The following is a 12,838-nucleotide window of genomic DNA, read 5'->3' as shown; positions in this document are numbered from 1 at the left end:
TGGATATGATTGGGACGTAAATTAGCAGAGATCGGAATGCTAAAGAATTATAAGTGAGGAAGGAGTGGAGTGTCGTGATGAACGGCTATTATTGACTGATATTCGCATTCTTTTACCTTCATCATTAAAATCAGGACGTTCGTCATTAAGATTTGTAGTTCCAACATATTCAGCCTTCCTTTATAGTTCTTTATGCGTTTATGAATAATTTGTCAGTTAAATCAGGTCGGGGCTTGCTGCATCAGGAATTCCTTTTTTTTGTGGGCCTGGTCCTTTGGATTGCCATTCTCTACAATCTGGAAGAGGCCGATTCCAGCTGGGGCAACTATTTAAAAGGAATCCTTGTTTTTGGTTTGGCTCAGCTTCCTGCGCTGTTCTTTTCCTGGCATAAAAGCCGGTTAAAGGCCAACTTAAACAGGAAACGTTATATCGGATACTGGCTGATTTGTTTTGGTCTTTGCCTGCCTGCCAGCACGCTGTTTACGATCTGGCTAAAACCCTGGGGTTTTTTTGAAGGTGTTATTTTTGTATCTGGTATTTTGGCCCTGGTACTTGAAGTGATACTGGAGGTTAACCGTTATTTTCAGCTTCAGGTAAAGCATGTGAACTGGTTGAAAAAGCTGGATCTTGACGGTGCCATTCTCCTCAGTCTGGTGTTGGTTTCGGTGATTCTGGGGGCAATGGGCGTTTCTTCGCTGGAAAAGCCGGAGTACCTGGAAAAGGGATACCTCCTCATCTACCTGGAACTGAACTTCCGCCTGATCTTCCATCATTTCTGGACTTTCCTGAGTTATAGCTTTCAGTTTCTGCTGATGTATTTATGTGGTTACCTGTTGTTTTATATCAACAGTCATTTCCTGGTTTCCAGAATCCTAAAGGAGCAGGGAAGGGTGATGTATGCGCTGAGTGTATTGGCAACAGTGGCCTTTTTATATCCTGTCCTTGGGCAGTTTTTAATCAGCCTGCCGATCAACAGCCTTATGGGAGAAACCATTTCCAGTAATCCTTTTAAAATGGAAAATGCTTTTTCGGCGGCAGGAATCATGGTGGTCAGTTTGCCCATCGTACTGGCCCTGCAATGGGCAAGGCAAAACAGCCGGATCGTTGCGCTGGAAAAGGAAAAAACACAGACCGAACTGGATTTGCTGAGACAGCAGCTGAACCCTCATTTCTTCTTCAATACACTGAATAACCTGTATGCATTGAGTCTGCAGCAGGCAAAAGAAGCACCGGAGAGCATTCTCCAGCTCTCTGAACTGATGCGTTATGTGATTTACAGAGGGAAAGAAGATTTGGTGGGAATTGCGGAAGAAGTAAAATACATTCAGGATTACATACAGTTGCAGCGGCTTCGCCTGAGGAGAAACCTGACTTTAGAATTTGTGACTGAGATCGACAATGAAGACCAGCCCATCGCGCCTTTATTGCTGATCATTTTCGTAGAAAACGCGTTTAAGCATGGCATCGAGCCCGCCGAAGAGGGGGCCGTATTGAAGCTCTTCCTGAAATGTAAAGCCGGAACCCTTTATTTCAGCTGTGAAAATTCATTTGAGCAACCAGTGGCGGGAAAAACGCCGGGCATTGGTCTGATGAATCTGGAAAGGAGACTGGCCTTGTTATATCCTGGCGAACACATGCTGAAAACAGAAATAAATAAGTCTATTTTTAAGGCTGAATTATACCTGAACCTGTTATGAGCATGCGCTGTTTAATCGTTGATGATGAACCTCTGGCACACGATGTGATCTTGAAATACATTTCAGATGTCTCTTTTTTAGCGAACATCGGACAGTGTTACCGGGCAACAGAAGCACTGGAGTTTTTAAGCAAAAATACGGTAGACCTCATTTTTCTGGATATCCGGATGCCCAAGCTAAACGGCCTGGATTTTTTAAGAACATTACAACAGCGCCCGCTGATCATCATTACTTCTGCCTATGAAGAACATGCTTTGGAGAGTTTCGATCTGGATGTTTGTGATTATCTGTTAAAACCCTTTCGCTTTGAACGGTTTTTAAAAGCTGTAAACCGGGCACTTGCAGAGCATACTTTAAAAAGCAGTGCCGGCATCGCAACAGCAAGCACGCTTTCAAATCCAGTTCCAAACCCGGTTACTGAACCAGGACAGATCTATATCAAGTCTGATAAGAAATTTGTGCTGCTTCGCCTGGATGAAATCTGTTATCTGGAAAGCCTGGGGAATTATGTAAAAGTTTGGGAAGAACAGCGGTTTCTCCTGACGCCAAGAACTTTGAGCAGTTTTGAAAGTCAGCTTCCTGCAGAAAACTTTGTAAGGATTCATAAATCCTATATCTTAAACAAGAAGTTTGTGCATTACATTGAAGGAAATACGATATACCTGAAAAATGCGACGCAACTGCCTTTGGGGAAAAACTATAAACACTTGCTAAAGCAACTGTTGCAAGGCTAAAGTAGCTACCACGAAGCAAAGCAGCTACTGCAAGGTTAAAGTAGCTATTGCAAGGCTAAGACTTTCCTTCGAGCCCCTTCTTAAAATACAAATCCCATTTTTGCTGCTCTTCTTCATATTGGCCATGCTCGGTTTCCATATCATATTTTATATTGAGCCGGGCCAGTTCTTTCATGACCGAATCGTAAATGCTTTTCACTTCTTTCTTATAGCCGGCGATGCTGTATTCTCCTTTGGATAAACGGCTATAAAGGACTCTGCCATAGATAATGGCAAGATCAGAATGTCCCTGTTCATGATTTAGCAATGCCTTTTTGCCCGGAGCATCCAGCGTTTTTAATTTGTTAGGATCCAGAAAGCTTTGCTGCGTATCCAGTGTGACGCCCACCTCAAATTTAAGGGAGAGTTGATTTCCGCGTTGTGTGGCCCTATATTTATGCATGGTCTTATGGGCAGTATAAGCAATAAAAGGACGTTTGCTGTTGGGCACCTTACGAAATGAGTCCCATCTCAATGCGATTCTGTCCAGGTTGTTTTGCTGACTAAAGACTTGCTGCGGATTAAAAACACATAGGATGACGATGATCCATGCAGGAATGTAAATTTGTTTGAGGGAAACGCTCATATTTTACAAAGAAATAAAAAATAGCAATAGAAGCTTTGTTCATCCGTAGAAATATTTGGCTAATTTGCTACAGAATCCTGATCTATACCTATAAAAAAATAATTGATGAGTGCTAAAATCCCTGCCCGTATCGGGGCGATACTCTTTTTACTTGTGCTGCTGCATCATGTTGGATTTGCACAGCGTCTATCGGCAGATGAACTGAACCGTATTGCAGAATCACTCACCGATCAGCAATTGTTAACCCAAAAGGGAAAGGCCGAATTGCTCAGGTTTGCGGAGAAAAAACCTTTGGAAGTATACAAAGGCTTCCATAAGGCTTTTTTGGATGAGGCCAATTCTTCTGTCTATTTTCTCAATGATTATACCGATATCCTTCCTGGCCGGGGAATTTTTCCCATCAGCTACTTTGATTCCCTCTTAAATTTAAAACCTGATTTTGAAAAGGAATACGCCATCAGGGAGGAGCGTTTCCTTGCCACTAATTTTCCAACGCGTACGGATGTTTTCCAATTCCTATATACTGCCGCCGGTTTTTATCGTGACGGACGTTCTGGTACTGATTCTACAAAAATACTAGCCGATCGTTTTGGGGCCTATTTTGGCCCGGCGATGGAACCGCTTTACAGGGACAGCACCATTGAGTTTAGTGTTTCTTTCGATAAAGATACGAAAGCGCTGGAGGAGGAACGGGTGAAGCAGGTTAAGCCTTATTTAGGATGGCTGGCTATCTTTAAAAAAGCAGGTTTGCTCGATGCTGCAGATACCAGGATGGAGGATAAGTTCAATAACGGAAAGGAAATCATCTCTTCGGTAAGTCAGCGCCGGATGATGGACGACATCAGAGCGCTGATCACTTACCATGATAAATTTCCTTATTACCGGCAACAACAGATTTCCCTGTTAGACAGCCTTATTGCCAGTGGTTTTATAAACAAAACTGCTGCAACGAAACTGGTTGAAAATTACAAAAGAGATACCCTTTTGAACATCAATGACCTGGCCTTAACGACCAAAAACTACCTGAGCCTGGATTACGAAACGGAGATCAAACCATTTGATTACATGACGAGGGATGATTATGGCCAGATTCCCACAGATAAAATAAAGCAGCTTTACGAGTTGGTTTTGCAAAAGGCATCAAGACTGTTGAATTTCAAATATTCAGCTCTTGAAGTTCATGTGTTAAAAGACGAAGCGGAAGACCAAATGAAGTATCCGAACAACCGGCAGTTTTATATTTACGTGAAGATCAATGATATTCTGTATAAAGAAATGATAAAGGAGCGGGAATTAGAAAGCTGGATTTTGCCCCAGAACTTTCAATTTTTGAACCATTACCTGGAAGACCAGAAAGATCCGCGTCGGCTGTACTTTACACAACATGGTCTGTTTACAGGTTATGAATCCCAGGAACCAGGAACAATACTGATGACCCTGCTGAACGAGAAAGAGGAAGCTTTTGCCAGAAATGTATATATGGCAAGTAAGATCAGCCCTTGTTATAACGGTACTCCCGGAGATTATAGCTACACCGCATGGGAACGTTATGACCTGACACAGCGATTCACACGTGCACAGGTTACGGAAGCTGTTGATTTTTTTCTGGCCTCATGCATCCTGAAAAATAAAGCGCAGCGCATGCAGCTCATTGCCACATTCAGAGAGAAAAATCCGGTATCTGTTTCTAATTTGTTATTAGAACTTCCCAATGCTTTTAACTCAGGGGGAGGAGCATGGACTTTCGAGCGTTTTTTGTATCAGGTAAACCTGAGCATTAAAGGATTGCTGCAGACGGACAAGGACGTGCTTACAGCATATGTAGCCGATTATGAAAAGGTTCCGGAAAAAGGAGATGCCGACCAGGAAATGTTGGTTTTTTCTTTCCGTTGTAAGGAAAAGAAATATGAATTTAAAGTAGAGAATGAAGGACAGACCTGGGAGAACAATCTGATGATCAACACCATTAACAAAGCTTTTTTGGAAGCAGGTATTCCTTATGGCATTTACTTTTTACCCGAGGACAGTAACTTTTTTCGTCAGGATTTACTTGATGAGAACTTTGTGTTGCTTTCTCCCGAACAAGCGGAGGGTCTGCGCAATAAATACAAGGGTTTGTTTAAAGTAGAAACTGAGCGTTAAAGCGCTTCCAATTCCCGTTCCAGGTTTCTTTTCGCAGTTGCTTCCAGCTTGTTGTAAAAATAATCCGTTTTGAAAATGCGGTCCATCTGTAAGAAATGTTGCAGCACCTTTTTCCTTCCCGGTTTGTAAATCAGATCGGGATAAATGGAATACTCTTTTCTTACACCTTCGGCGTAAGCAGCATAAAGGGGCCAGTCTTGCCCCAAAACAGAGAGGTCGGCATCGGTAAAATAGTTGGTGTCGGGATCGGTATTCAAAAGATGTTTTTTTGTCGCCAGGATCTGTTGTTTACATTGCCGGGCAAGTTCTATTGGTACAGCAAGCACAGAGAGTCTGGCTTCCGCCAGTTCTGCACTTTTCTCTTCATTGTTATCTTTTAAAGGATTGTAAACGATGTCGTGGTAATAAAGCGTAAACAAGATGACGTCCCAGTTTTTGATCTGGTCCTTTACCGCTTCCAGCTGGTGCAATAGGTTTTCAAGATGTTTTAAGGTATGGTAATGTCGTTTAGGCGTCGAATGGGCAGCCTTAACTTCTTCCCACAACTCATTGATCAGCAGGTTGTCGTCTGTGTAGGTAGCTGCCAGCTTTACAAAAGTTTCCTTTAACATCCCGGTTTTAGAGTTGTTCCCTGAAGGAAAGGTTTAGCCGATACACTTCTTCAACAGGAATCAGTTCTCTGGAGTTTTTCTCTATGTCCTTACCTTCGGCTGTCCAAAGAAAAGGAAAAAATCCAAAAGCCTGATCGCCCGGGGAATTTGAAACTTCTGTTCTCCAGTCTTTCCACCTGAAACCACGATAGAAGGAATTCAGGTCATTATCGAAGCAGAAAGTGAGGAATTCCGAATAGGACAGGTCCAGCGCTTCATAAGAAAGGGTATCTGGTGCAAAATAATAGATCTTTCCTACGTCTTCACCAAGGCCGCCACCATTTAAGACAAAGGAACCGCCAAGGATATCATCTGCGACGATCAAAAATGCCGGGGCATCTCCAAAATTATCAAATGCTTTTCCTTTGTTCCAGTCCGGTAAAGAGCGGTTCAGTTTCGGACTTCCTGAACCAAGAATCCTGATCCATCCATCATCAATCAGGATGCCGCCGGTCATATATATAATTGCGCCCATTGGGGAACGTGTAGTGACCTGAGTTTTATACAGCGCATCTGTTGCTTTTTCCGGATCAACCGCTAAAATCTCTACTTTATTTACTGCTGCTTCGATCCATTCCTGAACTACCGGCCATCCCGGATCTGCTTCATTAATCAGTTCTTCTACTTTACGCATCTGGGTTTTTCAATTGAATATGCGCTCAAGTTATTAAATTTCTCTTAACTTCATATCTTTTAAAAGTAAGAAACCTAAGCAGGACCAGGGATAATTTGTAAAACATTGGAAAAGAAGAAAATACTGGAACGTCTCTTGTTTCCATCGGTAAAAGTAAACCAACAGGACCTGAACAGGGCCATAAAAGGCAAAACTGTGTTGATCACAGGAGCCAGTTATGGCATTGGGGAATGTGTTGCTTATGGTCTGGCAAGAGAAGGGGTAACACTGATTTTGGTAGCCCGTACAGATGAAAAACTGCATGAACTAAAAAAAGATCTGGAAGCAAGAGGGGCCATCGTTCATACTTTTTCTGCAGACCTCAGAAATGAAGAAGCGTTAAACGCTTTATTCGTGTACATGAGGCAGTATTCCTTAGAGAAGGTGGATATTCTGATCAGCAATGCCGGAAAGTCGATCCATAGGTTTGTTTATGATTCGCTGGATCGTTTTCACGATTTTAAAAGGACCATGGCGCTTAATTATGAAGCTCCGGTGCAAATGATGTTGAAGCTGATTCCTGCATTGGAGCAGCAGCAGGGGCAGATCATCAACATTTCGGCCATCAATGTGCTGTTGGCACCTGCGCCAGGATGGGCAGCTTATCAGGCCTCTAAAACAGCATTTGATCAGTGGTTTCGCTGTGTTTCGCCGGAATTGAAAGCCAGGGGGATTGCCTGTTCCTCCCTTTATTTTCCATTGGTCCGCACCCGCATGATGGCACCAACGCTGGCCTATCGGGAAATGCCGGCGATGCAACCCGAACAAGCCGCAGAAATTATCTTTCGGACGATCATTAAAAGAAGCCGGATTTATTCGCCCTGGTGGGTCTTTCCTGCGCAGGTATTCTCTGTGCTGTTTCGGCGTCCCTGGGAATTCTTCATTTCCGCGAACCTCAAGAAAAAGATCCATGCTAAAGGCCATTAGACTGCTGAAAAAGGCAAAGCTCTTTTCTGTAAAAGGCATCTTTTATCTGCTGAAAGCGTTATTCAAAAGAGGGGTAAACCTCATGGCGATTTTACGTCTCGGGGCTTGGTTGTATCCCGAAAGGCTGGCTTTAGTCCATGAAAAAGACAGTTTTACCTACCTGCAGCTGTATCATCTCGTGAAGAACCTCGCCATCAGGCTGAAGGAAAATCACCAGATCGAAAAAGGGAATAAAATAGCCATTGTCTGTGCGAACCATCCTGCATTTATCAGCTCGCTCTTTGCTGCCGCTTATCTGGGGACGGATGTGTACCTGCTCAATTCAGAAATGGGGACTGCACAGTTGACAAGGCAGGTGAAACAGCATCAGTTTGATTTTATCATTTATGACGCTTCGTTTCTTCCCCTGATTTTAGAGATGGGCTATGAAAACCGAAGCCTTGCTGCTGATGGGGAAGGGGAAAGCACTGTATCCCGTTATTTAAAAGATGCGGCCCATCTGAGGAGCGGGAAAAAGTTGAAAAGATCGAGTTTTAACCGGGTGGTCATTCTAACCTCAGGAACAACAGGGCTCTATAAATCTGCTGCAAGAAAAGCTTCTGTTTCTGCCTATACCGGATTGTTTTTATCCCTGCTGGACCGGTTGAAATTTGAAAATTATCAGTCGGTATATGTGGCGACGCCCATTGCGCATGGTTTTGGGCTCGCGGCACTTTGCTTCTCCTATTTGATGGGAAAAGATGTTTATATCCGGACCGGATTTGACCATAAGGCCGCTTGTGCACTGATCAGGGAGGAACAGATTGAATCGGTCACCTTGGTGCCGGTCATGCTGCGGCGCATGCTGGAGGAGCACAAAGAAGCCCTTCAGTCGCTGAAATGTATCATTTCCGGTGGGGCGGTGCTTTCTCCGGTTTTAGCCGGGGATGCGATGCTGAATTTAGGCAATAAACTATACAATCTTTATGGAACATCTGAAGCCGGTGTCTGCCTGCTTGCGGGACCTGAGGACTTGAAAAAATATCCTGGAACAATAGGGAAACCGCTGGATGGCGTTAGCCTTCAGATCAGGGAGGGGCAGCTCTGGTTGAAATGCGCCTGGTCTGCAGAAAAGGATCAATGGATCAGCACCGGAGATATGGGATATCAGGACGGAGCCGGCTATTATTACCTTCTGGGCCGTTCGGATGATATGATCGTTTCCGGAGGTGAGAATGTTTATCCTTATGAATTGGAGCTCCTGCTGATGCAGCACCCCTTGATCAAGGAAGTACTGGTGACCGGGGTTGAGGATGAAACATTCGGACAGCGTTTGGCTGCATTTGTTGTCCTTCATGACCGGGAGCAGCTTACAAAAGAAGAAATCCTTTCCTGGCTTTCCGGAAAAGCAGCCCGGTACCAGATGCCGAAACATCTGGTGTTTACGGAAGCAATTCCTTTAACCCCTATGGGAAAGCCAGATAGAAAAGTCGCCAGATTATGGCTCGATCAGGAGGTTCGCGATTAATGCCGTCCATCCGGTTTGGTGGGACGCACCCAGTCCTTTACCGTTGTCTCCATCAAAATATTCGTTAAAAAGGAGGTAGTCTTTGAACTCCGGGTCGCTTTGTAGTTTTTCATACCCTCCAAAACAGGCGCGTTTGCCATCTTCATCCTGTTTAAAAATCGAAATCAGCCTTTGGGAGAGGGCATGGGCAATCTCCTTCAGTGAGCTGAAGTTTCCGGAGCCTTTGGGATATTCCACCTTAAAATCATCCGAATAATAATCATGGAAGCGAAGGAGACTCTGGATGATCAGGAAATTCACCGGCATCCATATCGGGCCCCGCCAATTGCTGTTGCCGCCGAACATGCCGCTGTCGCTTTCTCCCGGGACGTATTTGACCACGAATTCTTCCTTTTCCGTTGGAAATACATAAGGCTGTTGTTCATAGCTTTTGGACAGGCTTCTGATGCCATAATCGCTTAAAAACTCCGCTTCGTCCAGCATTCTGTTGAGGATCAGTTTCATCCGGTGACCACGAAGCAGGCTCAGCAAATGTTTATCGTCCGTTCCTTTTTCTGTCCAGCGGGAAACCAGGGAAGCCAGGTCCTGGCGGTGTTCCAGAAACCATTGCATCCTGGCGGCAAATTCAGGCAGTTTTTTTAAGGTCTCGTCTGTGATGACCGCTACCGCAAACAGGGGAATCAGGCCCACCATGCTGCGCAGTTTCAGCTTGACAGAATGGCTGTCGTCCGTAGACAATTCATCGTAAAAGAAGCCATCTTCTTCATCCCAGAGTCCCGTATCACCAACCCCCATGATGTTCATGACTGCTCCTGCGATATAAAGAAAATGTTCAAAGAATTTGGAGGCCATATCTTCATAAACCTTGTTATGGAGTGCCAGTTCCAGCGAGATTTGCATCATATTGAGTGCATACATGGCCATCCAGCTCGTTCCGTCTGCCTGTTCTATGCGTACACCCGAGGGAAGTTTGGTATTGCGGTCGAACACCCCGATGTTATCCAGACCGAGGAAGCCTCCGGAAAAGATGTTACTTCCTTTATCGTCTTTTCGGTTTACCCACCAGGTAAAGTTGATCAGTAGTTTTTGGAAAACAGATTCCAGGAAAAACAGGTCTCCTTTGCCATTATTTTGCTGTTTGTCCATTTTATAGACCTCTAATGTTGCCCAGGCATGAACCGGAGGATTCGTGTCGTCGAAGTTCCATTCGTATGCCGGCAACTGTCCGTTGGGGTGCATGTACCATTCTTTGCAGAGCATGGAGAGCTGTTGTTTGGCAAAGTCGGCATCTACCAGTGCGAGGCTGAGGCAATGAAAACCCAGGTCCCAGGAGGCATACCATGGAAACTCCCACTTATCAGGCATGGAGATGATATCGGCATTGTTGATGTGTTTCCAGTTCAGGTTTCGGGAACTGCTATGACCTGCCGGAGGGGGAAGTTCGGCAGGGTCGCCTTTCAGCCAGCGGCTCACACTATAATTGTAAAACTGTTTATTCCAAAGCAATCCTGCTAAAGCCTGACGCTGAATCAACTGCTCTTCGACTGATTTGGTTTTCTTTTGTAAGTTCTCATAAAAATCGTCCGTTTCCTGCTTGCGGAGCGCAAAGATCTTTTGGAAATCCGCGAATGGCTTTTTATTGATTCCTTTACACAACCGGAATTGTAAGGTTACGGATTCACCGGCAGGGATATCGAAATGGCAAAATGCAGCCACCTTGCTGCCTGTTCCCGCTGGGTTGACCGCTTTCTTTAGGTGCTCTACTACAAAGCTATTGATCGCATCTTTATAGTATTGTTTGCCATTGTCGTAGTTATAGAGCCTCATGGTATTGCTTTCATTCTCCGTGAACAGCCATTGTGATGGATTTTCTGCGTAAAAGAAGTAATCCCCTAAAGTATGGTGCTGGATGGCCAGTTCTGCCTGGCTCTTTTCTGAAATGGAAAGGTCTTTGTCGTGATGTCCCCAGGACCAGCGGTTGCGAAACCAAAGGGTAGGGAGCACCGTTAAAGGCGCCTGGTTTGCGCTTCGGTTATGGGCGGTGATTTTAATCAGGATATCTTCGGTATCGGACTTCGCATATTCAATAAAAATATCGAAATATTCATTGTTGTCGAAAATACCGGTGTCTATCAGTTCAAATTCAGGATCTTTCTTGCTCCGGCGGGCATTTTCCTGAAGCAGTGATTCGTATGGAAATGCCTGTTGCGGATATTTGTACAGCATTTTCAGGTAAGCATGGCTGGGTGAGGAGTCCAGGTAGTAAAAAAGTTCTTTTACATCTTCCCCATGATTGCCTTCGCTGTTCGTGAGGCCGTAAAAGACTTCTTTAAGTATAGGGTCCTTTCCGTTCCAGAAAGAAGGCGCAAAACATAAGAGCTGCCGGTCGTCGGAGATGCCGCCAATACCTTCTTCTCCCCATCGCCAGGCTTTACTTCTGGCCATGTCGTGGGTGCTATATTGCCAGGCGTCACCGTTATCGCTATAATCTTCTCTCACAGTTCCCCATTGGCGGTTCGATACGTATGGCCCCCATTTTTTCCAACCCTCTGTTTTTAGGCGCTTTGCTTCCTGACTCATCTGCATGATTAAAATTGATCTTTAAAGTTAGCACTTTAATCTTTGCTTAAAATGCAGATGAATGTCAATTTGCGGGCTATTCGCAGAAAAAGAATTACATTTGAAATGCCAGAAGCTATAGCCATTTATGAACATCGGTAAGGAACTTTTATTTTTTTTTAGTGCTTTGGGCGCTTTCAACGGGCTTATTCTGAGCTTATACTTTTCCTTTTTTACGAAGAAGAAGTACCTCAGCAATTATTTCCTTGGTGCCTTATTGTTTGCCCTGAGTGTACGGATTGGTAAATCCGTCTTTGTATATTTTGATGGCAACTTGCCGAAGATTTACCTGCAGATTGGTCTTTCGGCCTGCTTTTTCATCGGCCCGCTCCTTTATTGTTTTCTAAAATCTGCGGTTAAGGGATTGGAGGTCATGCCTAAATCCTGGAAATGGATGATTGCTTTGCTATTTCTGCCGGTGCTTGTTGTAGGGATCTGTTATCCTTATGAAAATTATCCAGGGCTCTGGAATCAATATTTTGGCAAGGTTATTTATTGCCAATGGTTTATTTTTCTTGTTGTTTCCGGCTTTGTGATCAAAGATACCCTAAAGAAGATGATTGCAAAAGGGCAACAGCTTACTGCCGCTGAGGTATGGTTGCTGATGATCTTTTTTGGAAATGTGGTCATCTTCATCAGCTTTTTTCTAGCGATGATCCGGGCGCCGTTTACTTCTTATATCAGTGGTTCCATTGGCTTTTCTCTGATCCTGTATCTGATTATTTCAGTGCTTTTATACAGAAAGAAGACCGACGATTTGTTTCTGTTCAGTCCGAATAAGTACACCGGTAAAAAACTACAGGAAGAAGAGGCCGGAACTTTACTTGGAAAGCTGGAAAGGGTGATGACCGAGCAGGCGGTTTACAGAAACCCGGATTTAAAATTAAGCGACCTGTCAAAAGGGATCCATGTGAGCAGTCATCAATTGTCGCAACTATTGAACGATAACCTCGGTAAAAACTTTACCACGTTTGTCAACGAATTCAGGATCAATGAAGCTTGCCGGATCATCTCAACAGATCATCGGCTTACCTTGGAATCCATAGGTTATGAAGTAGGTTTTAACTCAAAATCTACTTTCTTTGCTGCTTTTAAAAAAATTACGGGGACCACGCCCCTGAGTTATCAGCAGAATACATTGAAAAAGTAATTTCAGGTGTATTAAGTATCCTGCAAAAAGGGGCCTCTATCTCCTTATAAAGAACCCTTTTTGTACGAATTGATAAATCCGTACTCCTGATTCTGCTTTCCGCTACCTGTTGCG

The 12,838-nt window shown here is 44.2% G+C and carries 10 protein-coding genes; 6 read left to right on the top strand and 4 right to left on the bottom strand.

What is annotated here, in order from left to right:
- The first annotated feature begins 200 nt into the window (after positions 1–200).
- Positions 201–1,697, top strand: a complete 1,497-nt coding sequence (locus BLQ87_RS31055) for a sensor histidine kinase (RefSeq protein WP_074612793.1) — start codon at positions 201–203, stop codon at positions 1,695–1,697.
- The gene (locus BLQ87_RS31050) at positions 1,694–2,431 is read left to right on the top strand and encodes a LytR/AlgR family response regulator transcription factor (protein ID WP_074612792.1); all 738 of its coding nucleotides are present in this window, start codon (positions 1,694–1,696) and stop codon (positions 2,429–2,431) included. Before BLQ87_RS31055 ends, BLQ87_RS31050 begins: the two co-directional genes overlap by 4 nt.
- 55 nt (positions 2,432–2,486) lie before the next feature.
- On the opposite strand, the gene BLQ87_RS31045 is transcribed toward BLQ87_RS31050, so the two are convergent.
- A complete protein-coding gene (locus BLQ87_RS31045; RefSeq protein WP_074612791.1) occupies positions 2,487–3,056 on the bottom strand; it encodes a DUF922 domain-containing protein in 570 nt (189 codons plus the stop codon).
- A gap of 105 nt (positions 3,057–3,161) precedes the next feature.
- On the opposite strand from BLQ87_RS31045, the gene BLQ87_RS31040 reads away from it, so the two are divergent.
- Complete coding sequence (locus BLQ87_RS31040) at positions 3,162–5,198, top strand: hypothetical protein (protein WP_143010605.1); 2,037 nt, start codon at positions 3,162–3,164, stop codon at positions 5,196–5,198.
- On the opposite strand, the gene BLQ87_RS31035 is transcribed toward BLQ87_RS31040, so the two are convergent.
- Entirely contained in the window at positions 5,195–5,809 is a 615-nt protein-coding gene (locus BLQ87_RS31035; protein WP_074612789.1) for an HD domain-containing protein, read from the bottom strand. The genes BLQ87_RS31040 and BLQ87_RS31035 overlap by 4 nt on opposite strands.
- 7 nt (positions 5,810–5,816) lie before the next feature.
- Complete coding sequence (locus tag BLQ87_RS31030) at positions 5,817–6,482, bottom strand: DUF2625 domain-containing protein (RefSeq protein ID WP_074612788.1); 666 nt, start codon at positions 6,480–6,482, stop codon at positions 5,817–5,819.
- A 105-nt stretch (positions 6,483–6,587) separates the two neighbouring features.
- Between BLQ87_RS31030 and BLQ87_RS31025 the strand changes: the two genes are divergently transcribed.
- Both BLQ87_RS31025 and BLQ87_RS31020 read left to right on the top strand, forming a co-directional pair.
- Positions 6,588–7,448 (top strand): SDR family NAD(P)-dependent oxidoreductase, encoded by an 861-nt coding sequence (locus BLQ87_RS31025; protein ID WP_216857889.1) that lies wholly within the window; start codon positions 6,588–6,590, stop codon positions 7,446–7,448.
- Positions 7,432–8,955, top strand: coding sequence for an AMP-binding protein (locus BLQ87_RS31020; RefSeq protein ID WP_074612787.1), 1,524 nt, complete (start codon positions 7,432–7,434; stop codon positions 8,953–8,955). Before BLQ87_RS31025 ends, BLQ87_RS31020 begins: the two co-directional genes overlap by 17 nt.
- Here the strand turns inward: BLQ87_RS31020 and BLQ87_RS31015 are convergent.
- Positions 8,926–11,535, bottom strand: a complete 2,610-nt coding sequence (locus BLQ87_RS31015; RefSeq protein ID WP_074612823.1) for an MGH1-like glycoside hydrolase domain-containing protein — start codon at positions 11,533–11,535, stop codon at positions 8,926–8,928. The genes BLQ87_RS31020 and BLQ87_RS31015 overlap by 30 nt on opposite strands.
- Before the next feature lie 127 nt (positions 11,536–11,662).
- On the opposite strand from BLQ87_RS31015, the gene BLQ87_RS31010 reads away from it, so the two are divergent.
- On the top strand, positions 11,663–12,724 hold the full coding sequence (locus BLQ87_RS31010; RefSeq protein ID WP_074612786.1) for a helix-turn-helix domain-containing protein: 1,062 nt from the start codon (positions 11,663–11,665) through the stop codon (positions 12,722–12,724).
- Positions 12,725–12,838: the final 114 nt, after the last annotated feature.

Origin of the sequence: Pedobacter steynii (assembly GCF_900103665.1) — a bacterium.
Classification (GTDB): domain Bacteria; phylum Bacteroidota; class Bacteroidia; order Sphingobacteriales; family Sphingobacteriaceae; genus Pedobacter; species Pedobacter steynii.
The sequence above is the reverse complement of the archived record's forward strand: the minus strand, read 5'-3'. Positions and strand labels throughout refer to the sequence as shown.

Excerpts from the sequence above, each read along its gene's own strand:
- BLQ87_RS31055 (WP_074612793.1), top strand. The coding sequence starts at position 201 with ATGAATAATTTGTCAGTTAAATCAGGTCGGGGCTTGCTGCATCAGGAA.
- BLQ87_RS31035 (WP_074612789.1), bottom strand. The coding sequence starts at position 5,809 with ATGTTAAAGGAAACTTTTGTAAAGCTGGCAGCTACCTACACAGACGAC.
- BLQ87_RS31010 (WP_074612786.1), top strand. The coding sequence starts at position 11,663 with ATGAACATCGGTAAGGAACTTTTATTTTTTTTTAGTGCTTTGGGCGCT.
- BLQ87_RS31020 (WP_074612787.1), top strand. The coding sequence starts at position 7,432 with ATGCTAAAGGCCATTAGACTGCTGAAAAAGGCAAAGCTCTTTTCTGTA.
- BLQ87_RS31015 (WP_074612823.1), bottom strand. The coding sequence starts at position 11,535 with ATGAGTCAGGAAGCAAAGCGCCTAAAAACAGAGGGTTGGAAAAAATGG.
- BLQ87_RS31045 (WP_074612791.1), bottom strand. The coding sequence starts at position 3,056 with ATGAGCGTTTCCCTCAAACAAATTTACATTCCTGCATGGATCATCGTC.
- BLQ87_RS31040 (WP_143010605.1), top strand. The coding sequence starts at position 3,162 with ATGAGTGCTAAAATCCCTGCCCGTATCGGGGCGATACTCTTTTTACTT.
- BLQ87_RS31030 (WP_074612788.1), bottom strand. The coding sequence starts at position 6,482 with ATGCGTAAAGTAGAAGAACTGATTAATGAAGCAGATCCGGGATGGCCG.
- BLQ87_RS31050 (WP_074612792.1), top strand. The coding sequence starts at position 1,694 with ATGAGCATGCGCTGTTTAATCGTTGATGATGAACCTCTGGCACACGAT.